The sequence below is a fragment of the Membranihabitans marinus genome (assembly GCF_021729155.1).
In the GTDB taxonomy this organism is placed as follows: Bacteria; Bacteroidota; Bacteroidia; order Chitinophagales; family Saprospiraceae; genus Membranihabitans; species Membranihabitans marinus.
Map to the genome: position 1 here is coordinate 176,376 of NZ_JAJQYA010000002.1, position 26,186 is coordinate 202,561.

The 26,186-nt window shown below is 38.0% G+C and carries 22 protein-coding genes; 17 read left to right on the forward strand and 5 right to left on the reverse strand.

Annotated elements, in window-relative coordinates; all coding sequences use genetic code 11:
• Positions 1–88 precede the first annotated feature (88 nt).
• A complete protein-coding gene (gene bshC, locus LVD51_RS02000; RefSeq protein ID WP_236969502.1) occupies positions 89–1,678 on the reverse strand; it encodes a bacillithiol biosynthesis cysteine-adding enzyme BshC in 1,590 nt (529 codons plus the stop codon).
• Between the two features lie 33 nt (positions 1,679–1,711).
• Entirely contained in the window at positions 1,712–2,347 is a 636-nt protein-coding gene (locus tag LVD51_RS02005; protein WP_236969503.1) for an outer membrane beta-barrel protein, read from the reverse strand.
• Between the two features lie 80 nt (positions 2,348–2,427).
• On the opposite strand from LVD51_RS02005, the gene yihA reads away from it, so the two are divergent.
• From yihA to LVD51_RS02035, 6 genes are all read left to right on the forward strand, one after another.
• Positions 2,428–3,030, forward strand: a complete 603-nt coding sequence (gene yihA / locus LVD51_RS02010) for a ribosome biogenesis GTP-binding protein YihA/YsxC (protein ID WP_236969504.1) — start codon at positions 2,428–2,430, stop codon at positions 3,028–3,030.
• Positions 3,027–4,745 (forward strand): 1-acyl-sn-glycerol-3-phosphate acyltransferase, encoded by a 1,719-nt coding sequence (locus LVD51_RS02015; RefSeq protein WP_236969505.1) that lies wholly within the window; start codon positions 3,027–3,029, stop codon positions 4,743–4,745. Before yihA ends, LVD51_RS02015 begins: the two co-directional genes overlap by 4 nt.
• Positions 4,746–4,756: 11 nt before the next feature.
• A complete protein-coding gene (locus LVD51_RS02020; RefSeq protein WP_236969506.1) occupies positions 4,757–5,296 on the forward strand; it encodes a 3'-5' exonuclease in 540 nt (179 codons plus the stop codon).
• 918 nt (positions 5,297–6,214) lie between these two features.
• Complete coding sequence (locus tag LVD51_RS02025; protein ID WP_236969507.1) at positions 6,215–7,390, forward strand: alpha/beta hydrolase family protein; 1,176 nt, start codon at positions 6,215–6,217, stop codon at positions 7,388–7,390.
• 998 nt (positions 7,391–8,388) lie between these two features.
• Positions 8,389–9,792: a TolC family protein gene (locus LVD51_RS02030; protein WP_236969508.1), complete on the forward strand. Its 1,404-nt coding sequence runs from the start codon at positions 8,389–8,391 to the stop codon at positions 9,790–9,792.
• A 12-nt stretch (positions 9,793–9,804) separates the two neighbouring features.
• Entirely contained in the window at positions 9,805–10,416 is a 612-nt protein-coding gene (locus tag LVD51_RS02035) for a TIGR04282 family arsenosugar biosynthesis glycosyltransferase (protein ID WP_236969509.1), read from the forward strand.
• Positions 10,417–10,439: 23 nt separating this feature from the next.
• Here LVD51_RS02035 and LVD51_RS02040 read toward each other — a convergent pair whose 3' ends face one another.
• Positions 10,440–10,862 (reverse strand): hotdog fold thioesterase, encoded by a 423-nt coding sequence (locus tag LVD51_RS02040; protein ID WP_236969510.1) that lies wholly within the window; start codon positions 10,860–10,862, stop codon positions 10,440–10,442.
• Positions 10,863–10,889: 27 nt separating this feature from the next.
• Here LVD51_RS02040 and arsC point away from each other — a divergent pair, with 27 nt between their 5' ends.
• Positions 10,890–11,240 (forward strand): arsenate reductase (glutaredoxin), encoded by a 351-nt coding sequence (gene arsC, locus LVD51_RS02045; protein ID WP_236969511.1) that lies wholly within the window; start codon positions 10,890–10,892, stop codon positions 11,238–11,240.
• Here the strand turns inward: arsC and miaA are convergent.
• Positions 11,232–12,149, reverse strand: coding sequence for a tRNA (adenosine(37)-N6)-dimethylallyltransferase MiaA (miaA, locus tag LVD51_RS02050; protein WP_236969512.1), 918 nt, complete (start codon positions 12,147–12,149; stop codon positions 11,232–11,234). The two genes, arsC and miaA, sit on opposite strands and share 9 nt — an antisense overlap.
• Positions 12,150–12,198: 49 nt before the next feature.
• Between miaA and LVD51_RS02055 the strand changes: the two genes are divergently transcribed.
• The 10 genes from LVD51_RS02055 (at position 12,199) to LVD51_RS02100 (ending at position 24,432) form a co-directional block, all read left to right on the forward strand.
• Positions 12,199–13,473: a 1-acyl-sn-glycerol-3-phosphate acyltransferase gene (locus LVD51_RS02055; RefSeq protein WP_236969513.1), complete on the forward strand. Its 1,275-nt coding sequence runs from the start codon at positions 12,199–12,201 to the stop codon at positions 13,471–13,473.
• A gap of 7 nt (positions 13,474–13,480) precedes the next feature.
• Positions 13,481–13,936 (forward strand): protein-disulfide reductase DsbD domain-containing protein, encoded by a 456-nt coding sequence (locus LVD51_RS02060; protein WP_236969514.1) that lies wholly within the window; start codon positions 13,481–13,483, stop codon positions 13,934–13,936.
• 1,745 nt (positions 13,937–15,681) lie between these two features.
• Positions 15,682–16,491 carry an SDR family oxidoreductase gene (locus tag LVD51_RS02065; protein WP_236969515.1) on the forward strand — a complete coding sequence of 270 codons (810 nt, stop codon included), beginning with the start codon at positions 15,682–15,684 and terminating at the stop codon, positions 16,489–16,491.
• Positions 16,492–16,526: 35 nt separating this feature from the next.
• Complete coding sequence (gene uxuA, locus LVD51_RS02070) at positions 16,527–17,696, forward strand: mannonate dehydratase (RefSeq protein WP_236969516.1); 1,170 nt, start codon at positions 16,527–16,529, stop codon at positions 17,694–17,696.
• A gap of 3 nt (positions 17,697–17,699) precedes the next feature.
• The gene (locus tag LVD51_RS02075; RefSeq protein WP_236969517.1) at positions 17,700–18,680 is read left to right on the forward strand and encodes a TRAP transporter substrate-binding protein; all 981 of its coding nucleotides are present in this window, start codon (positions 17,700–17,702) and stop codon (positions 18,678–18,680) included.
• Complete coding sequence (locus LVD51_RS02080; protein WP_236969518.1) at positions 18,680–19,162, forward strand: TRAP transporter small permease; 483 nt, start codon at positions 18,680–18,682, stop codon at positions 19,160–19,162. The genes LVD51_RS02075 and LVD51_RS02080 overlap by 1 nt, the downstream gene beginning before the upstream one ends.
• A complete protein-coding gene (locus LVD51_RS02085; protein ID WP_236969519.1) occupies positions 19,152–20,456 on the forward strand; it encodes a TRAP transporter large permease in 1,305 nt (434 codons plus the stop codon). The genes LVD51_RS02080 and LVD51_RS02085 overlap by 11 nt, the downstream gene beginning before the upstream one ends.
• A 10-nt stretch (positions 20,457–20,466) precedes the next feature.
• A complete protein-coding gene (locus LVD51_RS02090) occupies positions 20,467–21,843 on the forward strand; it encodes a 3-keto-disaccharide hydrolase (protein WP_236969520.1) in 1,377 nt (458 codons plus the stop codon).
• A gap of 51 nt (positions 21,844–21,894) precedes the next feature.
• Entirely contained in the window at positions 21,895–23,298 is a 1,404-nt protein-coding gene (uxaC, locus tag LVD51_RS02095) for a glucuronate isomerase (RefSeq protein WP_236969521.1), read from the forward strand.
• A gap of 93 nt (positions 23,299–23,391) precedes the next feature.
• Positions 23,392–24,432 carry a LacI family DNA-binding transcriptional regulator gene (locus LVD51_RS02100; RefSeq protein WP_236969522.1) on the forward strand — a complete coding sequence of 347 codons (1,041 nt, stop codon included), beginning with the start codon at positions 23,392–23,394 and terminating at the stop codon, positions 24,430–24,432.
• A 34-nt stretch (positions 24,433–24,466) separates the two neighbouring features.
• Here the strand turns inward: LVD51_RS02100 and LVD51_RS02105 are convergent, their stop codons facing one another.
• On the reverse strand, positions 24,467–26,122 hold the full coding sequence (locus LVD51_RS02105; RefSeq protein ID WP_236969523.1) for a DUF4980 domain-containing protein: 1,656 nt from the start codon (positions 26,120–26,122) through the stop codon (positions 24,467–24,469).
• Positions 26,123–26,186: the final 64 nt, after the last annotated feature.

Genomic DNA, 26,186 nt, shown 5'->3' on the forward strand with positions numbered 1-26,186 from the left:
AATAAAAAAAAGACAGGATCCGATTGAGTCGAATCCTGCCTTTTTGGTTGTATTATTTTTGCAATCCTTAGATTAACCGATAACCAGATTACAGTACCAGAGTTTTAACTCTAGTATCAAATGGATCCACCGCAGCAAGCAATACATTGAAAAATTCTTCGCCCTGAAGAATATACCAAGTCATAAAATTGTCTGAGCGTTCTTGCAGTCCACCTCCTGGATATAACTTTTCTTTGATTTTGAGGATCTTGTTTAGGTTTTTCTCGTGAGATTGTTTTTCCGTTTTCTTTAATCTTTTTTCAATTCCGTTGAGATCGTTCTTGAATTTTGCAAATTGAGCACCAATTCTCGCGACCAAGGATTTATCTATGACCTCCACCTTCTGTTGGATGATTTTTTCTATATCGTCCAAAGCTCCGATATTCTCTGATAAATCAATTTCGTCGCGTCCGTATTTCACTAAGAATTTTTCTGTCAATTGATGATCGGGGAGAAATAAGTCCTCTAGAGTAAACTCAAATTCCTTTAAAGTATCCATATCTCTCTGGGAAATCAACTGAAAAGAATCTCGTCGTATCAACATAGGAAAGGAAACCTCCAGGTGTTCAAACTGCGATTTTCGCTCCAACCAATAGGCTATTTCTCCACCTCCACCTACGTAGGCAAGATTGGGAAAAATAATTTCTTGATAGATGGGTCGAAGTACTACATTGGGGCTAAATCGTTCGGGCTGTTGTTGAATTTCATCAATTAATTCTTTTTCTGTCCATGATTTTTCACCGTTGACGAGTTGGTAACCCTTGTCGGTTTTTTCTATCCGAAGTCGATCATTTTCGGTAAAGTAGAAAAAGTTGATTTCACGAACGTGGGCTTGAGGGTCAAATCCAGCAGAAGCAAAAGCTTCCTTGGTTTGATTAACGATGTGATATGATGTGCTGTTCATTACATCATCTATCATATAAGGCACCATCCTTGTCTTAAAAGCCCTGTTGTCCATGTTGACCACCAATATGCCCAAATGTCCCAACAAACTATGTACAAATCTCTGCATGGCCTCACCATAGGATAATGAGGGTAGGAAGGCGGCATCGATTTTTTTCACGATGGCTTGTGCATTGGCACTATCTCCCAATATGTTTTTGACTTCCTCAATTAGGGGAAATAAACTGTCTGTATTATATCGACTGACAGGACCCCCTTGTTCGTCTTCCCAAGTGATGGTTTTTCCAAACAATTTAAAATGGTTCATCTCATCGAAATCGTGATCTTCACCTCCTAAGATTAAAACAGGGATGGTTTGATATTTGCTTTCTGCCTCATTGAAAGAAGAAGAAACTTTGATAGCGGACAAACATTTGTAAACAAAATATAGAGGCCCAGTCATTAAATTGGGCTGATGGGCCGTAATAATGGTATAAACATTTTCTTCCTTTAATAAGTCGATACGATTAAAAATCTCAGTTGAATCGGTGAAATGAGAATACTGACTTTTTATTTCATCAACTAAGACATGGCGATCGACTACCATTTTCTGTCTTTGTGCTACGACCTTTAAAAGGTTGTCACTTTTGGGTTCGAACTTGTAAAATGGTTTCAATTTTTCATCTTGCACAGCATAGGCAATATCGTTTTTGCTAAATTTTTCAAGCGATTTAAAATCGAAGTTTATTTGCGTCATTAAACATCTTTAAGCGTTAGTAAAGTAGGGTGTTTAGTTAAGAATAATAGCTACACTAGCCATCAGTCGAGTAGGATTTTGTGAAAAATTGTATTGTTTGTCAAAGAAATTGAAATGGTTGCCAAAACGACTAAAATTTCCTTCGTATCTAACATCTATCATAATTTTAAAAAAATCTATACCGACACCGGCGATATATCCATATTCCAAATCATTAAATTTTGTTTTATATCCTTCCAAATCTTTTAATTCAGATATGGATTTAATAAAAACATGTCCTACAGGACCAGCATGAATTCGCAATGGCCCTGCTTTCAACCCTAACAAAAAAGGTATGTCAAGGTTTTGATAAGTTTCATTTAATATTTTGGATGCTTGTGTACTTGCATTGTCCTGAAGTCTAAAGTCGACACTATTGGAGTTGAATATGACTTCGGGTTGAATTAAGAACCAATCGAATCTCATCTGAAAGACGAGTCCGAAAAAAAATCCATAATTGGCATTCTCAATATTGAGGACGAATCGATCCACGGAGTTGGGATCGGTTATTCTTAAAGAATCTACACCGATATCCAATGCACTAATACCCCCCTTTACACCAATTTGAAATTGACTATATCCTACTTGGGTCAGAGTAAGGAAAGTCAAAATGATAATTAAATTTCTCAAGATTTCTTAGTTTTTCTTATATAACTAATAACTTTGTAGGTTCTATTTACGGATTGACACAATTAACATAAATTTACAGAATGTCCATTGATATAAAATATTCGCAAAGTTACTCTAAAGTTTCGGATTGTCCCGATGTCAAGATTCCTGAATTTGCATTTACCGGTCGATCAAATGTAGGAAAGTCTTCATTGATCAATATGTTATTTGATCGCAAGGATCTGGCTCATGTTTCCAAACAGCCGGGGAAGACCCAATCCATTAATTATTTTATAGTCAATGGTGAGTATCATTTGGTCGATTTGCCGGGCTATGGCTATGCCAAACATTCTAAAAAACAGCGCAGTGCATGGAAAAAAATGACTTCTGACTATTTTTTACAGCGCCTGCCATTGGTTAGTGTATTTGTATTGGTGGATATTAATTTAACTCCCCAAGTCAATGATCTCAACATGATCAATTGGTTTGGAGAACACGGTATTCCGTTTGGAATTATTTTTACTAAAGCAGATAAAAGCAAGGATAGGATGGTCGATAAAAATGTGGAAATCTTTAAAAATAAATTATTAGAAACATGGGAAGAATTGCCACCTATTTTTTTAACTTCTTCAATTGATGGCAGTGGTCGGGACGAGGTTTTAGATTATTTAAGTAATTTGGCGGCTCACTGGCAAAACTTATGAAAGAAAATAAGAAAGTATATCAACATATAAAACCCAATCTCAAAGATTGGCCAATTTATAGCATCAGTGAAAATCGAGCAAATTTTGTTGATCGTTTGGTTAATAACAGCTATAAGAAATTGTATCAAAAATACGATGGCGATTTTGAAGATATTTTGGAAAAAACCATTTATCAAGAACGAATAAGAATTAAACGAACGCCATGGAGGGTTGACCCACCCAACGATGAAGCATTTTGGAATAAAATGAAGAATCGTTTTGGAAAATCTAAACGGTTTAAAAGTGATAAAAAGTTAGAAGAATTTGAGCGCAAATCCGTGTATAGAATAGTTCAAAAATATTCTGAAGAAATAGTGGGGTCATTCGTTCCTAAAACTTTTTTGTTTGCTCGTAAATTTCTCACCGCTATGTTCAATATGTTGCTGGGAGAAAATCTTTTTAAAAAGTCGTGGAAAATATGGGGTAAAAGAGAGTCATTATATAATGCATTGAAGGTTTATGGCGATATTGATAAAATAAGAAACCTAGCAGACAAGGGAACTGTCATCATAGTACCTACACACTTTAGCAATTTGGATAGTATATTAATAGGCTATGTAGTGGACACCAAATTGGGCATTCCAGCTTTTTCTTATGGAGCGGGTTTGAACTTGTATAATTTTGGTCCAGCGGCTTATTTTATGAATCGATTGGGTGCTTATCGAGTGGACAGACGTAAGAAGAATGCCATTTATCTAGAGACTTTGAAAGTGATGTCGGCATTGTCCATTAAATCTGGGGTCAATAATTTGTTTTTTCCAGAGGGTACTCGGAGTCGATCGGGCAGTACCAATGAAAAATTGAAATTGGGATTGTTAAATTCCATTATTGAGGCACAGCGAGATATTTGTATCAATAATTTGGATCAAAAAGTGTTTATCGTACCCTTGATTTTGGATTACCATTTTGTATTAGAGGCAAAATCACTAATTCGACAACATCTTACCATCCAAGGAAGAGAAAAGTACAGTGCAATCAGAGACTTAGGAAAGAGTAAACGCAAAATATTTAAATTTATCTGGGAGTTTTATTCCAAAAGCTCAGAAATCGTATGCTCCTTTGGTGATCCTATTGACTTTATAGGCAATAAAGTAGATTTTGATGGCAATAGTATGGACAGAAATGGAAAGGTCATCAATATAAATGAATATTTTATTTCGGAGGACGGATTAGCTTCCGACGTTCAACGAGAGTCGGAATACACCAAATTATTGGCCGCCAAAATTGTGGAACGCTTCAAACGTGACAATGTAGTATTGTCTAGTCATATGATAGCTTATTTGGCCTTTGAGATGTTTAAACATTTTCATCCAAATTTAGATTTATTTGGTTTGTTGAAAATGCCTATGGGAGATTTTATTATCCCCAAGAAATATTTTATTAAACAAATGGATCATTTTATCACTTTGCTTAAAACTATGGAAGAGGAGGGAGCGATTCGACTTTCTTCCATTTTTGAGGAAAGCTCAGAAACGGTATTGATGGATGGACTTTCTCATATAGGTTTATACCACAGTCGAAAGCCTTTAAAATTAATTAAAGATAATTTTTTGGCCAGTGATGATTTAGAATTGTTGTATTATTATCACAATAGATTGGATGGTTATCATTTTAAAAATATATTTAAAGTTACCGATCAAGATCAAATTATAGATATATTTAGGGAAGAAGAATAAGACTCTATATTTTGGAAAGAATATTAATAGATATCGAGGCTACGTGTTGGGATGGTTATCACAGCAATAGCGAACAAGAGATTATAGAAATTGCAGGTATTAAGTTAAATGCTTTCTCAGAAACCGTCGATACCTTTACATCCTTGGTTCAACCCGTAATCAATCCAGTACTATCTTTTTATTGTAAGAATTTAACTCAAATTCGACAATCCGATATTTATGCAGCCCCAGTATTTGAAGAAGTCTATGAAGATTTTATGGATTGGGCAGATATCAACCAAGATACCTACTTTGTATCTTGGGGTGATTTTGATCGCAATATATTTAATATAGAATGCGAAAGAGCTGGCTATTTTTATGGAATAGATAATCATATCGATCTTCGAAAAAAGTATGCAGAATTAAAAGGAGTTTCAGAAAGAATTGGACTGCAGAAAGCATTGGAATTTGAAGAACTCGATTTTGATGGTCAAGCACATCGGGCTTATCCAGACACCTATAATATGCAGAAAATATACCATAAATATTTAGGGGATTGGACGGTGCAATAAACCGATTTATTATAGATTTTTTCATGTCTTATTACTCTCTTTGTCTTTTCTAGTGGTTTTTTCTTTATGATATCGGTATATGCCTTATCCCATCTACATCGTAAGATTATATATTTTCTTTAATTTCTTTGAAATATAAGTTTGGAAAGCGCTTTAAATTTTTTACTTTTAACCGGCTTATCGTTGATTGAGATAAGGATATAGGCCTTTTATAATTGTTAAGTTTTATGATGTCGGTTAAGATTTTGAATGACTGAATATGACTGAGCATAGTTGTCCGAAGGATGACTGAACATGACTGAATGTAGTTGCTCGAAGAGCAACCCAATTGATTAAATATCAATTGGATGAAGGAACCGAGGGATCCATCCATCGGGTGTGACCGAGCGAAGTGCGCAGCACCATTGATCCTAAATGGATCAATGGCGAGGGAACCGGAGCCACTGTGCTCCGGCGTGACTACAATAAAAATCGATAGGTTTTTAGCCACTGTGCTCCTGGTGGGTGAGCCTAGAGGAGGGAACCACGACCACAGGGTCGTGGGTGTGAACGAGCGAAGTACGAAGTATCCAATGTCCTTAATGGACATTGGGTGAGAGAAGTTACGACCTCCGTGTCGTGACAACAATACATTAAAATTGACAAGTATAAACTATAATTGAAGTAATAATAAAATAGCCGTGAAGGAGCCGAAATCTCCGCGTTTCGGGAGGGCTGGGGATGAAGGAATTCATGTCCTCTGTGGTAAGACGACGCATCATTATAGTAAGTTAAATTATTGCTGATATAAACAAAATAATAAATCGCAATCCGAAATATTTTAAACGCAATGCATTGCGTCTATGTAGTAAAACGAAGTATAATAGACAATAATAAACGTATTTGGTATTATTTCCTTTAATTTTTTAAAAAACACCTATGAGATATTTAAAGTCCACCCTGCTAATCACTTTTCTCTCTCTCTTTTTCAATACTCATCTGATGATGGCTCAATCCGAAGTTCTTTGTCAAAGTTATTATTGGACAGAAGATGAAGCCAATTTAAAGCTCAAAGAGTTTGCCAAACAATGGGATGATATTGCATCATGGGAGCATAGAGCAGCTAAGATTAAACAAGGGATATTGGATGGTATGCAGTGGGAAAAAATGCCTAAGATTGAAGGCAATTTTAATCCAATTATTCGCAAGACTAGAAAAATGGATGGGTATATCGTTGAAAATATTGCTATAGAAAGCTTCCCAGGCTTTTATATTACAGGAAATCTTTATCGCCCCATAGAGTCCAAAGGTAAACATGCAGCGATATTGAGTCCTCACGGTCATATGATGGACAAACGATTAAAAGAAGATGTACAATATCGATGTGCGGTGTTGGCAAAAATGGGTGCTATAGTATTCGCCTATGATATGGTGGGGCGAGGGGAATCTCATCAAGTAAGTCACGATATTCCGATTGCTTTGACACTTCAGACCTTTAACAGCCAGCGAGTACTGGATTATTTATTGTCAAGAGAGGATGTAGATGGCAGTCGAATCGGAATGACTGGTGGTTCTGGTGGTGGAACTCAAACTTTTATATTAACAGCTATCGACGATCGAATAACCGTATCAGCTCCAACTGTTCAGGTCTCTGCGCATTTCTTTGGGGGATGTGTATGTGAGAGCGGTATGCCAATCCATAAAAGACCTACACATCAAACCAATAATGTCGAAATAGCTGCATTGTGTGCACCTAGACCATTGTTGTTGATTTCGAATGGCGGAGATTGGACCCATAATACACCTCGTATAGAGTATCCCTATATTCGATCAGTCTATGAGTTGTATGACAAAGAACACAAAGTGGAGAATGTTCACTTACCAGCAGAAAAGCACGATTACGGTTATACAAAGCGCGCTCCAATGTATATGTTTATGAATCACTATTTAAAACTCAATAAAGGTTCTTTGGGTTTTAATCCAAGTGTAGACGAAAGCTTTGTGACCATACTGTCTATGGACGATTTGAAAGTGTTTAGTGATGGACAATCAATTCCTTCCAATGCTTTGAAAGGAGATGAGGCCGTCATGGAATACTTGGGGTTTGATTTGTAGAAGAATATATTTTCTATAAGATAGTCTGAAAAGCTAGGATTACGGAGGCCAAAATATTTAAAATAATTTATGCAATCACAGCTAGACGTAGAGATCCAATGCCTAATGTCCTTCAATATCATCCATTTAGAATAACGTAATTGAGTTGTGTTCAAAATACGCTATCGAATTATGGAGGAATTATGCCGGATCCTGTGGTCAGTCCATCCGAAAAACAGTGGCGAACCCAGCAGAGGGGCAGTGGCTATTCGCTACTAATTTGAAATGTGATCACGCCTCGGCATAGAGACACTACTGAATGAAGTAGTCTGAAAGACTACCAAATGCCCTTAATGGATGACCGAGGAAAGTGCGTATCACCATTGATCCTAAATGGATCAATGGCGAGGGAAGACGACCACTGTGTCGTGGGTGGGGATGCCAGGATGAAGGAGCCGAAACCTTCGTGTATCTGGTGGGTTGGCCTTGCGTCTCCAAAATACCTAACAATTAGAATGTTCTCTCTTCATTTTGGTAATTGGCTATTGATATAGGGAGTAATCACGTCGGAAGGCAGAATTCCTGAAGATTTACGGTGCAATCACGCCGGAGCCAGTGGCTAAATACCTATCGAACTACAGGGCAGTCACGCCTCGGCCGGGAGGCCTCGGTTCCTTCACCAAAGGTCGATTTACGACCTTTGGTTGCCCTAAAGGGCAACTACGTTCAGTCATATTCGGTCATGCTCGGTCATATTAATGGTATTTGAATTATTCCGAGTATGGATAAGAGTATGGATGGTCTTTCACTTTAAATACAATTATTTGTAGTGAGGGATTTGAGGTATATAACTTATTCAAAGAATGGATTCATTAAATAAGTTATATTTATACTGTTAAGCGATCATGTTCAATACATTAAACCTTAAAACCCTGTGTATATCCATCGATATAGTGGTTTTGTAGAAATCTTTTTCAAATATTTAAAGTATTGACTTATTTAAGGAAAAATTTAGTCGAATGAAATCAGTTCTATCTTTCTCATTTTTTTTCTGCTATATATTTACTTATGGACAAGATGTATGGACTATTGAACATGCATTGCAACATGCGGAAGAGCATAGTTTTGCCATAATTCAAGCAAGACATCAAATATTACAGGCTGATATCGATTACCGTGCGGCCAAACAACAGCGAATACCTTCACTGTCTGCCTCAAGTAATTACAACTTTAATTATGGACGAACAATCGACCCTACTACAAATAATTTTACTGGAGAAAGTAATACCAGTCAAAGTGCGGGAATAAATGCCGGTGTGCAATTGTTCAGTGGGGGAAGAATCCATAAACAGGTTCAGGATGCGGGTTTGAGTCGGGAAGTTGCTATGCTGGATAAGGATGCAACCCTTCAAGATATACAATTGAGAGTAGTAGAATCTTTCTTTAATGTATTATTTTCAAAAGAAAATGTAACCATAGCAGAATCCAATCTTAGTCTCTTGGAAGAGCAGCGGTCTAGAACGGCCAAACAAGTAGACGCCGGTGCCATGCCCCAAAACGAATTATTGGAAATAGAAGCTGAAACGGCTAGTGCTGAACAGCGATTGATTTCTGCAGAAAATCAACTGGAATTGGCATCATTACAATTTAAACAACTGTTGCGTCTTCCTGCTGAAGAAGATGTGGCATTGGCTTATCCCGACATAGATGATGAAGCTATGCGTAACTGGGAAGTTATGCCACGAGAGGAATTGGTTACCAAAGGATTGAAAATATCACCGCAAATTCAATCTGCAGATCTTCAGATGGATCGGGCAAAATTAAATATAGGCATCGCCAAATCAAGGTATTCTCCGTCTATTGGCTTGGGTGGTTCCTTCAATACCAACTTTTCATCGGTGAGGAGGAGTTCGGTATTGACAGGTACTCAAATCAATGAACAGCAGGCTTATATCAATGGGGAGGCCTTTACTGTGGGGTTGGAAAGCCCTATCTATCAATTTAATTCGATTCCCTATCTCGATCAACTGAATGAAAACTGGGGTTTGGGACTGGGGTTGTCATTATCCATTCCCATTTATTCCCAAGGCCAACTCAAAGCGGGAGTGGAAAGAGCTAAAATATATTATAAGGACGCTGTCAATTATAAAGAAGAAGTAACTCAGGTCCAACGACAGCGATATGAACAAACCTTACTCGATATGCAATCTGCCCATCGAAGCTATATGGCAGCTTTGAAGTCGGTGGAAGCATCTACTCGTTTTTTTGAAAATATATCGATGAGTTATTCCTTGGGAGCTTCCAATAATTTTGAATTGATCAACGCCCAAAATCGCAAAGAACAAGCGGAACTTAATTTAATTATATCAAAGTTTGATTATTTGGCTCGAAGAAAAAGTTTGGAAATATTTATGAAAGAATAATATCTTCGAACGATGAAGGATATAGGAGTAATTGTCTTTATTAAAAATTTTGAACTCGGTACGGTTAAGACTCGATTGGCTAAAGGATTAGGGGATGAAGAAGCCCTTTCTATCTATAAACAATTGGTAGATATTACTTTGACTGAACTAGCGAAAACAGGTTTGCCGACTCATGTTTTTTTTAATCAATATGTGGATCAGGATATTGTGAGTCAATATGGTCGGTCAAATTTTGTCTACCACATTCAAGAAGGAGAAGATTTGGGCCAGAAGATGGATCACGCTTTTCAAAAGGTCTTGCCTTTGCACGATGGAGTTCTCATAATGGGCACAGACTGTCCATACTTTAAATCCGATAATATTTTAAATGCTTGTAAATTATTGTCTTCGAATGCTGCTGTAGTAGGACCAGCCAATGATGGAGGCTATTATTCCTTGGGTTTAAGCCAATACATCGATGTGTTTTCTAATATAGAATGGTCATCGTCATCGGTGTATCAAGATACCATCTCTAGATTGGAAGCTCTTCAATTATCCTATGATACCTTACCGGCCTACGACGATATCGATTATGAAGCCGATTGGATAAAATATATTAATAGTCGAACTGATATGAATTTTTAAAGAGTTCGTTAAGTAGTCCTAGGTTATATTTTTATTGTCATTGTCGTCAATCTACTTGTGCAAACCAAGTTTTGTCTCTCGTCGAATAATTCGATATTCCATACTTGAAGCTGTTTCCCGATTTTTGCTGGACGAACTCTTCCCGTAACCAGGCCAGATCTCACCGAACGGAGGTGATTGGCATTGATTTCTATACCCACTGCCGCTTCTTCTTTAGGATTTTGGATGCATAGACTGGCTGCCACACTCCCCAGGGTTTCTGCAAGTGCCACTGATGCACCACCATGTAATAATCCCATGGGTTGCTTGTTTCTTTCGTCTACAGGAATGGTGGCTTCCAAAAAGTCATCGCCAATTTGTGTAAAAGAAAGGCCCATGTTTTCACCCATGGTGTTTTTAGAGAGGGCATTTAATTCAGACAATGTTATTTCTTGCTTCCAAATCATTTTTCCTATATTTCAAATTTTTAATAAGTGTTGCAATATATGGAAATTTATCACAATCCGAGATGTCAGAAATCTAGGCAGGCATTATCCCTCTTAGAAGAAAATAAAGTTGAGGTTAAAATTAAAAAATACCTAGTTGATCACCCTAGTAAACAAGAACTGGCTTCTTTGATCAAAAAATTGGGAATTCGACCTTTGGAATTGATTAGAAAGAATGAAAAATTGTACAAAACAGAGTATAAGGACCAGGAGCTCAGTGACGATGAATGGTTGGATGTTTTGGCAGAAAATCCATCATTAATTGAACGTCCCATTTTTATCAAAGGCGACAAAGCGGTTATTGGTAGACCTCCAGAAAATGTATTGACTTTATTGTAATTTATCTTCAACCCAATTTCTAAGCATTTGGATGTCATTGGGATTGATGGCTTGTAAGTTAGGGTTTTTTCTCAACCAGGTCAATTGTCTTTTGGCATAGTTGCGACTGTGTTGTTTTATTTTGTCTATGGCATAGAGTAAATCGTATTGACCATCGAAATAATCCAAGATTTCTCTATATCCTACTGTGTCCAGAGCTACAGTGTGTTGAAAGGGTAACAATTGTAGGACTTCATTGATAAGACCTTGATCAATCATTTGGTCGACTCTACTATTGATTCTTTCGTAGAGTTCTGGTCTGTCTCTATGAACGGCAAAATGACCTACATTATAATCATCGAGAATGGATGGACTGGTTTCAAATTCAGATAGTGATTTTTGAGTTTGATCTATTACCATTAACGCTCGCAGTAGTCGATGTGGATTCTGTGTATCGATTTTTTGATAATAGGCGGCATCTAATTCCTGAAGCTGGTCTTGGAGAAAATTTATCCCTTTTGTTTTGTAATCTTTTTTCCATTTTTCCTTTATGGTTTCTGAGATGGCAGGAGTCTCAGCCAAACCATTGATCAAGGCTTGAATATAAAAATCGCTTCCTCCACAGATAATGATGATAGGGTGATGTGAGAGTTTGTTTTTCAATAAATCGCCGGTGTCTCGACAGAACTGACCCGCTGAATATCTTTCTGTTATATCGAGGATGTCGATTAAGTGGTAATCTATTTTTTGTAAAATAGTTGGCGGTGGTTTTGCTGTGCCAATATTCATAGAGCGATAGATCTGTCTTGAGTCGGCGTTGATTATGGGTAGGTTGTAATCTATAGCTAATTGTTCGGCAATAGAAGACTTGCCAGAGGCTGTGGGGCCACTAATGATCAATATCGACGGTTTATTTTCCTTTTCTACCAAAATGCACTAAGTTTACGGCGCCGAAATTACAAAAAAAATATGTGGAGGAATGTTATATGATATATTAAGGCCTACGACACGATGGGTAATTAGGGGGTATTATCGCAAGATATTAGTCAATGGTATGGAAAACATCCCAAAAGACAAGCCTGTTCTATTGGCTGTAAACCATCCATCATCTTTTACCGAACCCTGTGTATTGGCCACCCATTTGGATCGAGAATTACATTTTTTAGTTCGCGGAGATTTGGTTAGTGATAAGGTGAAGTGGTTTTTTAAGGAGACCAATCAATTACCCATTTACAGGTTTCGAGATGGATTTTCAAATATGAGACAAAATGAAAAACAGTTTAGTTACTGTTTTGATTTATTGAAAGAAAATGGTTGTATTGCCGTTTTTTGTGAAGGCAGTACGGTACATATAAAGCGTACGCGACCTATTCAAAAGGGGATCGCTCGAATTGCTTTTGGTGGCATTGAAAATAGAGATTTAGACGATGTGTATATAGTGCCGGTTGGGGTCAATTTTGAAAGTTCACCACAACCCAGGACGGTGGTATCGGTTCAAATTGGCAAACCGATATCGACCCAAGATTATTATTCCAAGGTAGAAGATGGTGAAGATCGCGCGGCTATTCGAGAATTGACCCATGAGATCGGTCGGCGGATGTACGATTTAATGTACAATATCAAGCAAGATGATAGACTGCGAGTAGCTGATGATATATTGAGATATAGGGGCAATGATGTGGAGATGAGGTCTTATCCCGTAGCTGAAAGAAATAATGAAGATTTTTTTGAAGCCGTAGACGAATGTGGACATGAGATCAGCAAAATGAAGTCCAGTGATTTTGATGATGTTAAAAAAATTAATCGGGAATATAAAAAGGCATTAAAAAAGAAGGGTTTAGACGATCGCGTTTTTAAAAAATACCGACAACCTTTTGTTGAATACCTTTGGTTGATACTGGGTTTTCCCTTTGCATTGCTGGGCGGATTATTTTTATTTGTGCCGAGGTATATCGTATATACAGTTCAAAACAAACTAAATTCAAGTGCAGAATATGTATCTGGATTGAGGATGGCTGGGTTTTTGGTATTAATTCCATTATTTTCTATCATATGGTCGATAATATTTTACCCCATTTTGGGTATATGGACTATGGCCTTATGGGTACTTATCCCTCTTTTCATTCGTTTAAGTGTTATATATTATGATTCAATATTGGATGCTTGGTATAAATTGCGTTGGAATACCTTGGCATCGGATGAAAAAAGTCATCTTATAGAGTTGAGAAAAAAAATATTTAAGAAGATAAATTAACTGATATATGAAACATTTATTAATTGTCTTGATCTCCATTGGATTTGTCAATATAACCATGGCTCAGATTGTGAAGCCTGTAGATTGGTCATTTTCATCTGTGAAAAAAGGAGATAATAGTATTGATGTTGTTCTTACAGCTGACATCGATCCGGGCTGGCATATTTATTCTCAATTTACACCAGAGGGTGGACCTATACCTACTGAAGTGACCTTTGTAGCGAATCGGGCTGTAGAAATTACTGGGGAGGTAAGAGAAGAGGGCAAAATGGAAGCGAAGATGGATGAAATGTTTGGTGTTGAAGTTAAATCATATGCCAATAGTGTGGATTTTAAGCAATCGGTGAAGTTGAAAATTCCAGTGACTACCTACCTAATGGGTAGTGTAGAGTTTATGGTTTGTGACAATACGAGATGTTTACCTCCAGAGGTGAAAACATTTAAGATAAAATTAGAAAAGTAAGCCAGTAGGCTGGTCAATCTAGATATACTCATTGTTTTATTCCATGGCTATTGCCCTATTAGATGAGGAGGAATATTTTTAAAAATCCTAATGGAAGGCTGTCGGAATGGGCTATTGAAGTAATATCCTGGTACATTTTTTAGTTGTTATCTACTATTTTTGAGTCGTCATGTCTGAAAGAAGAGACCTGACTATATTGTGCCTAGGCATGATCTTTAAATTCATTCTGAGGACGTAGAGACGCAAGGCATTGCGTCTTCCAAAATACAATTTAAGTATTACTGTAAAATCTAGTTAATATTTGTCAACTTTCATATAGTTTTGTCACGACACAGTGGTCGTGGCTTCTTTCGCCTAGCAAACCCATCTGGAGCACAGTGGCTAAAAACCTATCGAATTACGTTGCAGTCACGCCTCGGCCGGGAGCTTTCTTAGCCGAGAGGCGGAGCTCTCGGTTCCCTCGCCAAATGCCGATTTACAGTCTCAGATGCTTTTGTCCACCCACCCGATGGATGGATCCCTCGGTTCCTTCATCCAATTGATATTTAATCAATTGGGTTGCTCTTCGAGCAACTACATTCAGTCATGTTCTGTCATGCTCGGTCATCTCGGCACAGTAAAGATTATTATGAAATTTTATTTATACCACGCTGGAGCCAGTGAGAATTTGCTGTCGAATTTTATGTGTTCTTGTCGCATCGCAGTGGCGAACCCACCCGGAGCGCAGTGGCTCCAGTTCCCTCATCCGATGGACATTTAGTCCATCTGGTTGCTCTAAAGAGCAACTACATTCGGTCATATTTAGGACATCGGGTTGCTCTTTGAGCAACTTTATTCAGTCATCCTAGACAATTCCCCTCCTTTGGAGGGGTGTCAGTTTACTGACGGGGTGGTATGGAAATTCTGTAGGAATTATTAAAATTTATCTTTTTTCAATCGAACCACCCCGTCTGACAAGTCAGACATCCCTCCTTTGGAGGGGAATTTCGCTTTCTAATTTTATGCAGCATCGTCATAGCACAGTGGCTAAAAACCTATCGAATTACGTTGCAGTCACGCCTCGGCATGGGATCTTTCTTAGCCGAGAGGCGGAGCTCTCGGTTCCCTCGCCAAATACCGATTTACGGGCTCACCCATCCACGACACTGTGGTCGTGGCTCCTTCACCTAGGCTCACCCACCCGGAGCACAGCGGCTAAAAACCTATCGATTTATATTTCAGTCACGCCGGAGCACAGTGGCTCCGGTTCCCTCGCCATTGATCCATTTAGGATCAATGGTGCTGCGCACTTCGCTCGGTCACACCCGATGGATGGATCCCTCGGTTCCTTCATCCAATTGATATTTAATCAATTGGGTTGCTCTTCGAGCAACTACATTCGGTCATGTTCTGTCATGCTCGGTCATTAAAAAAAGTATTTGGTAATACAGTTATTTGAATGCCATATCTTTATCCTGCAGTGGTCATCGGAATTGATTATCTCTATTAAATCAAGATTTTTTACTATGCAAACGCTTTAAATTTTAAGTTAATATAAAATCCAAAGTCCATGATTTAGAATAAATTGCAATCGATTGCGATTTTGACGGTATTAATTTTTTCAATAATTACCGCAAAACTAACTTAATTTCTTGTGGAAAATTACCTTAGATATTTTTGACATATCCCCTTTTTTAATGTAGTTTTAGCGTTTTTAAAAGTAGTACTGAGTTTAATTTTGAAATATAAGTTTTAAAGAAAAAATAATGTCAATATTTAGTATTGAAAATAAACGAGTTGTAATTACCGGAGGATCAGGTGTCCTCGGACAAGCAGCTGTGCAATATTTATTAGAAAACAACGCAAAGGTTTGCGTAATTAATCGATCCCCTCAAAAATTAGAAGCTTTGTTGACCAAATGGTCGGCCGTCGGAGAAGTTTGTGGCTTCTCTGGAGATGTGCTAGATCAAGGTTTTCTCGAAAATGTGAGAGACCAATTAAAAGAACAATGGGGTGGTATTGATGTGCTTATCAATGCTGCTGGGGGGAATAAGCCCGGTGCGGTTATTCAGCCAGATAGTCAATTTTTTGATGCAAGTATAGAGGACTTAAAGTCGGTATTTGACTTAAATATCCTAGGTACATTATTGCCTACCTATGTGTTGGCTGCTTTGTTTCCAGAGGATGGACATTCCAGTGTGATCAACTATTCGTCCATGGCCGCCGATCGAGCCATTACCAGAGTATTGGGTTATTCCATGGCCAAGGGAAGCATCGATGTGTTTACCAAATGGTTGGCTGTAGAATTTGCTAAAAAATACGGGGAGAGAATTCGAGTGAATGCTGTGGCTCCTGGTTTCTTTTTAACCGAACAAAATGAAAGATTGCTCACCAATGAAGATGGGAGCCTGACTGATAGAGGACAAGTAATTGTTCAGAATACACCTTATGGTCGATTTGGCCAAGCTGATGAACTCAATGGTATTATTCATTATTTATGTAGTCCAGCTTCGCGATTTACTACGGGAATTATTATTCCTATCGATGGTGGTTTTAGTGCTTTTAGTGGTGTTTAATCTATATTTTAAATTGATATTGTAATTCAAATAATATGAAAAATAAAAATTTCTTCGAACCTTCGATGCGATGGTATGGACCTGCAGATACAGTAACTTTACTCGATATAAAACAAACTGGTGCTACCGGAATCGTAACTGCCCTGCACCATATTCCCAATGGAGAAGTGTGGACTAAGGAAGAAATCCAAAAGAGAATTGACGAAGTTGAAGCCGCTGGACTTACATGGAATGTAGTTGAGAGTTTGCCAGTGCATGAAGATATCAAGTTGATGTTGGATACCAGTGAACAACTCATTGAAAACTATAAAATATCTCTTCGCAATTTGGGAGAATTGGGTGTGAAAACGGTTACATATAATTTTATGCCCATTTTAGATTGGACTAGAACGAGGCTTTATCACCCCTTGGAAGATCAAACCCTGGCCTTGTATTTTGATATAGTCGATTTGGCAGCCTTCGACCTTTTTGTTCTCCAAAGAGAGGGTACGGAAGTAGATTACAACGATGAAATAATCGCAAAGGCAACAGCTTTATTCGATCAAATGTCGGAAGAAGAACGATTGAAATTGCAACAAAATATTTTGGCAGGTTTACCCGGTTCTGAATCTGGTTATGAATTAGACGACTTTAAGGAGAAGTTGAAACTCTACGATGGAGTATCGAAATTAGATTTGCAAAATAATATGGTAGCTTTCTTGTCAGCGATTATGCCTACGGCTGAAGAATATGGTATCAAGATGGCTGTACATCCTGATGATCCTCCCTTTTCTATATTTGGAATTCCTAGATTTGTCAGCAATCGCGACGACTTAGATTACCTAATGACCAAAGTACCATCTATGAATAATGGTATTTGTTTCTGTACGGGTTCTTTCGGGGCCAATCCCAATAACGACATGGTGGCCATGGTAAAGGAATTTAGAGAGCGAATTCATTTTTACCATCTTCGAAGTGTTGAAGTCGTTGGCGAACGCCATTTTTATGAGGCCGATCACTTAGCGGGTAATGCTGATTTCGTAGCCATTATACAAACACTTATAGGTTCGGATCGAGTAGTTCCCATGAGACCAGATCACGGTCATGCCATGTTGGACGATTTGCACAAAACCACCAATCCAGGCTATACATGTATTGGAAGAATGAAAGGATTGCGAGCTATATTAGGAATAGAAAGAGCCATTGTCCAACTTCAAAACTCTTAAAATATGAAAATCTCTTGGTTCTATAGTGCTTTCATTGTATTGTCCATTTTGTTGACCTCTTGCGGTGGGGCAAAAGACAAAAACACTATTATTTTAGCTCACTCTTTGCCCACCAGTCACCCAGTGCATCGGGCTTTAGAATTTTTAAATACGGAATTAATTAAAAATTCTGATGGGAAAATGGAGTTGAAAATCTATCCCAATGGCCAATTGGGGTCTGAAAGAGAAGTGTTGGAGCTTATCCAGATAGGAAGCGTAGGAATGACTAAGGTCAGTGCGGGAACCATGGCCAATTTTTCTCCAAAATATCGCGTACTTGGCGTCCCTTATTTATTTAAGGATGCCGATCACGGTTGGCGGGTATTAGAAGGAGAGATCGGCAAAGAGATATTAGATAGCGGAAAAGAATATTTATTGAAAGGACTATGTTTTTACGATGCTGGGAGTCGTAGTTTTTATACCAAAACAAAGCCCATTCATTCTGCTGAAGATGTTAAAGGCTTGAAAATTCGTGTAATGAACGACAATATGGCCATTGAAATGGTCAACTTGCTCGGAGGATCTGCAACGCCAATGTCTTTTGGAGAACTTTATACTGCATTGCAGCAAGGGGTTGTGGATGGAGCAGAAAATAACGCTCCATCTGTGGTGACCTCAAATCACTATGAAATCTGTAAATACTATTCTTTGGATAGGCATACTTTTTTGCCCGACGTAGTAGTGGTTGGAACTCAGGTATGGGATAAACTGACTGAAGAGGAGCAAGGTTGGTTGATGACGGCGGCTGAATCTTCTTTAGTGGCAGAAAAGAAATATTGGAATGAAGCGGTAGAAAAAGATATGGCTTTCTTAAGAGAACAAGGTGTTGAAATTATTGAGCCTGATGCCGAATCTTTTCGAGTGGCTACTCAACCAATGAAAGATAGGCTGAGAGCCGATCCCAAATTAGGTGAATTATTGGAACGAATAGAAAATACAAATTGATGATAACCTTAATAAACAAAACAGTAGAGCGATTACTGATAGGTATATTTATTATTATGACACTGAGCGTTACTTGGCAAGTGTTGAGTAGATATATCTTCAACGTATCCGCCTCTTTTACAGAAGAATTGGCTCGATTTTGTTTGATGTGGTTGGCCATATTAGGCGCCGCATATATGACAGGTCAGCGGGGGCACATATCTATCGATTACTTGTTTAAAAAATTTTCACCGGATAATCAGCGTCGATTAGATTATTTCATAGAAATATTGATCATCGTATTTTCTGTAGCCGTATTGGTTATTGGAGGTGCGTATTTAATGTATATGACCTTTTATTTGAATCAAAAGTCTCCTGCCTTGCAGGTTCCTTTGGGGGCGGTGTATTCTGTATTGCCCTTGAGTGGCGTATTGATTACATTCTATTCCCTAATTCACTTGAAGCAAATTAGTGTTAATAAATATCCTGAGCATGAATCCTGAATTATTTAGTATATCGATTCTATTTTTATCGTTTTTTATATTGTTGTTTCTAAAAGTTCCCGTAGCTTTTAGTATTGGTATATCCACCACCTTGACATTATTGTTGAGCATTCCTTTTTTGCCAGCTGTTACGACCATTAGTCAGCGAATGATGACAGGTTTGGATTCATTTGCTTTATTGGCTATTCCATTCTTTGTATTAGCAGGGGAAATAATGAACCAAGGAGGTATTGCAAGGCGATTAATTAATTTTGCAAAATCTCTTGTCGGAGCTCTGCCAGGAGGTTTGTCATTTGTCAATATTTTAGCGGCCATGCTTTTTGGAGCAATATCTGGTTCATCGGTTGCAGCGGCCTCTGCTATTGGAGGGACTATGACTGAAACCATGGTCAAAGAGGGGTATCCTCGACCATATACGGCGGCCATAAATATAACAGCTTCAACTACTGGATTGATTATTCCACCCAGTAACGTCCTTATCGTTTTTGCATTGGCCAGTGGGGGGACAGCATCAGTAGCTGCCTTATTTTTGGCTGGATATATTCCAGGTATTCTTACCGGATTGGCATTGATGATTACCGCTTCTTATTTTGCGCGTAAAATGGACTTGCCAAGAGGGGACAGATCTTCATTGACCACATTGTGGAAAGACTTTAAAGGTGCATTCCTAAGTTTATTGATGTTGTTCGTCGTTGTTGGCGGAATTGTAGCTGGTGTATTTACTGCCACTGAGGCTGCTGCTATTGCAGTACTCTATGCTGCAGGTTTGGCTTTGGCATATAAAGAAGTCAAAATAAAAGATTTCAAAAAGATATTCCTAGATAGTGCAAAAACCAATGCTATCGTTACTTTCTTAATCGGTACCTCTATGGCCATGTCTTGGTTGTTTTCTTTTGAAAGCTTCCCACAGTATATCACCAATCTGGTACTGGGTAATATAAGTAACCCATTTGTCATTTTCTTGATTATCAACTTAACGCTCTTAGTGGTGGGTACCTTTATGGATATTACCCCTGCGGTGTTAATCTTTACGCCTATATTTTTGCCCTTAGTTACTGAGTTGGGAATGGACCCCGTACACTTTGGGATTATTATGGTCCTCAATCTATGTATTGGGATATGTACACCTCCAGTGGGAACCTTGCTCTTTGTCGGTAGTGGGGTCGCCCATGTAAAGGTAACCGAGGTGATTAAGCCATTGCTTCCATTTTTATTGACTATGGTCATTGTACTATTTATTATAACTTATGTTCCAGCGTTGGTCATGTGGCTACCTGGGTTATTTGGATACTAAAAACTTTATTATGAAAAACAAATTTTTATTATTAACACTTTTAATTTTGGGCGCGCAAGCGTTATCAGCCCAAGATCTCAACTGGAAAGAATTATTTAATGGAAAAAATTTTGACGGTTGGACTATCTTGAATGGTAAGGCTAAATACCATATAGAAGGAGATGAAATAGTGGGTACTTCTCAATTAAATACACCGAATACTTTTTTGACCACTGATATAATGTATTCCGATTTTATATTGGAATTTGAAGTAATGGTAGACCCTAGTTTAAATAGCGGGGTTCAATTTAGATCCAATAGCATCGAAAGCTATAAAGACGGAAGAGTTCACGGATACCAATGCGAAATCGATCCCAGTAGTCGGGCTTATAGTGGAGGTGTTTATGATGAAGGTCGTCGAGGATGGTTATATCCCTTGTCTCGTAATCCCAAAGGAAGAGCAGCATTTAACGTTTCTGGTTGGAACAGTTACCGTATTGAAGCCATTGGACCAAGTATTCGAATTTGGGTAAATGGTGTCAATACGACCAATATGTTGGACGACAAAACCGCTAGTGGTTTTATCGGATTACAAGTTCACGGTATCGGTAAAAAATTCCAAGAAGGCAAACAAATTAGATGGAGAAATATCCGTATTGCTACAGAGAATTTGGAATACAATCGATGGGCCATGGATCCCGATGTTGTTGAACTGAATTATTTGGCCAACAATCTTAGCGAGCAAGAAATAAGAAGAGGATGGAGAATGTTGTGGGACGGAAAAACCACTGACGGATGGAGAAGTGCCAAGTCCAAAACCTTTCCTAAGAATGGTTGGGTGGTTGAAGATGGCCAATTAATAGTATTGGAAGGAAACGGAGGAGAAGCTGAAAACGGTGGTGATATTATCACTGAAGAAAAATTCTCCGATTTTGAATTGCAATTGGAATTTAAAATAACCGAAGGTGCCAATTCTGGTATTAAGTATTTTGTAGACCCTGATATCAATCAAGGATCGGGTTCGTCAATTGGTTTGGAATTTCAAATTTTGGATGATAAGAAACATCCTGACGCTAAGAAAGGTGTAAAGGGAAATAGAACTGTTGGTTCATTGTACGATCTTATCGCTGCTACCAATTTGTCTATTGAAGGTAGATCAAAGACTTTCCGTGGAGTAGGAGAGTGGAACCAAGCTAGAATAGTGGTTCAAGGCAATCACGTAGAACATTGGTTGAACGGTTACAAAGTGGTTGAATACGAGCGCAAAACCCCAATGTTTAGAGCTCTTGTAAATTATAGCAAATATGAAAAATGGCCTAATTTCGGAGAATTAGATCAAGGACATATCTTGTTGCAAGACCACGGAAACAGAGTTGCTTATAGAAGCATCAAGATTCGAGAATTTTAAAGATAATTTAAATACTTACTTGTTGGCCCCAAGCCTATAAATTACTATACTATGTCTGATTTTATAAAGGAGAATTTTATACTGGAGAACGATTATGCAAGGCAGCTGTATTTTGACCATGCTGCTCATCAGCCCATCATTGATTATCACAACCATTTACCGCCGAAGGATATTCAAGATAATAGAATATATACCAATATCACTGAGGCATGGTTGGAAGGTGATCATTATAAGTGGCGTGCAATGAGGGCCTTGGGTGTTGATGAATCCTTTATAACTGGTGACCATGGGCCAAAGGAAAAATTTCAGAAATGGGCTGAATCAGTACCATATACTATGCGTAATCCATTGTATCATTGGACGCATTTGGAATTAAAGCGATATTTTGGTGTAAACCAATTGTTGAATGCGGACTCTGGATCGGCGATATACGACGCTGTTTCAGAGAAAATAAATTCACCTGAATATTCCGCTGTTCGCTTATTAGAGAAAATGAAGGTAGAGGTCGTCTGTACAACAGATGACCCTGCCGACTCTTTAGATCAACATATTGCATATGGAAAAGATCCAGGCGGGAGTTTTAAAATGTTCCCCACGTTTAGACCTGACAAGTCACTTAATATTGAAAAAAGTGAATTTCCAGCCTATATTGAAAAATTGGGTAATTCGGAAGGTGTTGATATCCAGTCGGTAAGTCAATTGATCGAAGTGTTGGAAGCCCGGATTAAGTTTTTTACTTCATTGGGTTGTAAAGCTTCTGACTACGGTTTGGATACTATTTATTCAGAAGATTGTACACCGGAAGAAGCAGAAGCTATCCTTGTCAAGCGATTGAGTGGAGAAGAAGTTAGCGAGCAGGAATCCAATAAGTACAAGTCTTATGTGTTGTATCATTTATGTTGTATGTATCACCAGCAAGGTTGGGTACAGCAATTTCACGTAGGAGCGCTGCGAAACAACAGCACTAGAATGTTTAATAAATTGGGGTCGGATACCGGATTTGATTCTATGCGCGATGAAAATCACGCTTGGAATATGTCGAGATTGTTTAATCGATTAGATCAAACAGATCAACTGACCAAAACCATAATCTATAATTTAAATCCCAAAGATAACGCCACTTTTGCAACCATGATAGGGAATTTTAATGACGGTATAACCCGTGGTAAGATTCAATGGGGATCTGGTTGGTGGTTTCTAGATCAAAAAGATGGAATGGAAGATCAGATGAACCTATTATCTAGTGTAGGTATCTTGTCTCTCTTTGTAGGGATGTTGACCGATAGTCGCAGTTTCCTTTCCTTCCCTCGGCATGAATATTTTAGAAGGATATTGTGCAATCTATTGGGGAATGATATTGAGAAGGGTTTACTCCCAGCTTCAGAAATTGCCTTTATTGGACAAATGGTTGAAGATATTTGTTACAATAATGTAAAACAATATTTGAATCTTTAATTTCTTAAATAATAGAAATTATTGAATTTAAATTAATACAATTAGCTTTATTTTCACAGAGGAATAGAAGCTTAAAAGATTAAATGATCTGCAGTGGAGAAAAAGAAAAACGGACAAGATTTTACCATCGTAGATATAGCCAATGAATTGAATATATCTGCGGCCACTGTATCTCGTGCTCTAAACGATCATAGTGATATCAGTGAGGCTACCAAGGAAAAGGTGCGTAAAATGGCTCAAAAAATGGGTTATCGACGCAACAAAATAGCCTCTGGATTGAGAAGTAAGAAGTCATATACCGTGGGTTTTATTATCCCGAGTTTGTCTTCATATTTTCAGACTGAATTGTTGACCGTTATTCAAAACAAAATGCATGATTACGGGTACAATGTCATTATTTGTCAATCCAATGATTCCTTTGAGCTGGAACGTCAATTGGTGAATACATTGTATTCTTATCGAGTAGATGCTTTGTTTACTTCACTTTCACTTTATACAGAAGATTACAGTCATTTTCAACCCTTTATTGACAGGGGGATTCCTGTGGTATTCTATGATAGGGTTCCCAAAGTTGATTTGCCGGCATATGTTATAATAGGTGATGATGTCAGAGGGGGATATTTGGCTGCCAATCACTTGATTGAGACCGGTTGCAAAACCTTGGCCTTTATCAATGGCCCAACTTCCTGTAAGATTTATCACGATAGACTACAAGGATTTCAACAAGCGCTGAAAAATAACAATATCATCTACGATGAAAACTATGTTTTTTCCCATCCATTGAATAATAATTTGACTTGGGATGATTGTAGACATTTGTTTAACGACTTTGATATACCTCCAGATGGGATATTGGCTGCCAACGATACCACAGCCATTACCGTTCTTCAATATGCTAAAGAAAATCAAATTGATGTACCCAGTCAATTAAAAATTATTGGGTATTCCAATGATCCTCGTTCATCTATTGTTACACCTTCTATATCTACCATTGATCAGAGAATCCCCGAAATGGCTGATGCTGTTGTACAAGCATTTATTGAATTGGTTGTACAAGGTAAAAATGTAACTACGGAGGGAAGTTTGACCAAAAAAGTGGTTGATATCAGTTTGGTTCGCAGAATGTCGACATAGATTTCTTTTAAATACTTTTATTCTTCGCTGTAGTTTATTTGTCATTGGTGTATGAATTCCATATGGAAGTCAATTGGGCTATTTCAAATTCATGTATTTTGAGTTTTGATCCATGAGGGTTAAAATAGAATCCTTTTTTGCCATTAACTGGACTTTTTCTCGCATCTATTTTGGTGAATTTTCCATTTTGAGCAAATAATTCAACAGAAGTTCTATCGACAATAATCTCCAAATCCATGGTTCGCGATTGGATCTGGTCATCTTCAAAAAACACATCATTTAATGTGTTGTAATTCATTGAATAATTAGCGATGATCTGTCCATCCAATTCCAAAATGAATCGATTTCCTTCGATGATTTCCACTTTCATTACAATATGAAAAGCATCGCCTTCTATTTTTGATAATTCAGTATTGAGATCATCTACTGATGGGTTTTTCCAACTGTAGTTATCGATATGAAGATTTTCAATTTCTCGAATAGGTTGATTAAATAATCGAATTCCGTTTACGGTATTTCGCAAAGTAAGTTGGGTAGGGAAGAGCATCATCTGGTTGAATGCCATATTTTCCGAATTGATTTTACCCCATCCAATTTGGATTCTTCTCCCATCTTCTTTAGGGATATTATTAAATGTCTGTGAAGCGAATTGTTTACCACTATAGTATTGATGTTTGCCCGATGTCATGGTAAATTTTTCGCCATCAAAATCACCGACCATATAGGTTCCTGATGCACCATACATTACCCATTTTTTATGGTTGAGATCGCCATCCACAGGTAGTTCGAACAATTCAGGACATTCCCAGAATCCTTCGACGTGGCTTTTGTAGTCCCAATCTTTTAAATCTTTTGACTGATAAATAGAAAAACCATCCTTTTCAAACAGAACCATGACCCATTTTTCAGAGGGATGGTGATAAAATATTTTTGGATCTCTGAGGTTTTTTGATTGCCAGCGGTCTTGGCTATCAATGACGGGATTACCTTCGTATTTGGTCCAAGTACGACCTCTATCATTACTGTATGCTATACATTGAACCTGTTTATGTGATTGGTGAGCGGTGTATGCGGCAATCAAGGTTTTTTCATTTCCGGTTTGAAATCCACTGCTATTGTTTTCATCTACAGCAATCGTGCCCGAAAACATTGTTCCTAAATCATCTGGGTATAAGGCTTCTCCTAATTCTTCCCAATGGAGTAGATCTTTGCTGACTGCATGTCCCCAATGCATATTTTCCCAGTGGATCTCATAGGGATTGTGCTGGTAGAAAAGATGATACTCTCCATCGTAGTAGACCAATCCGTTGGGATCGTTGATCCATCCACGTCGAGTACTAAAATGGGCCTGAGGCCGAAGCCGTTCTCGATAGAGGTCCTCGGCATCTGCTATGTCCGCTGAATTGTAAATATTTTTTAACCCGTTGCGGGCTTCTGTAAAATCTAAGGTGAGGGTTTGGCCTATATAATCCGAAACATCGGTGTATACCCAATAGTCAACTATATCATCACTTAGGCGGATAACAAATTCCCGTTGAAAACCATTGTTATCGCGAATAGTCATCTTGCCTCGTTCCTGGTCTTGGGCTACTGGGAGGTTTATATAGGGTTCTGTTATCTTAATAGTTATTGAGGCGTTTTGTCCAAATAAAATATTGAAAGAAAATAATAATATTCCAATAAGTCTCATTGTATTTATCATTTTGACAGACTATAATAAAGGTTTTTTTAGTAAAAACATAATATTTTAAAAT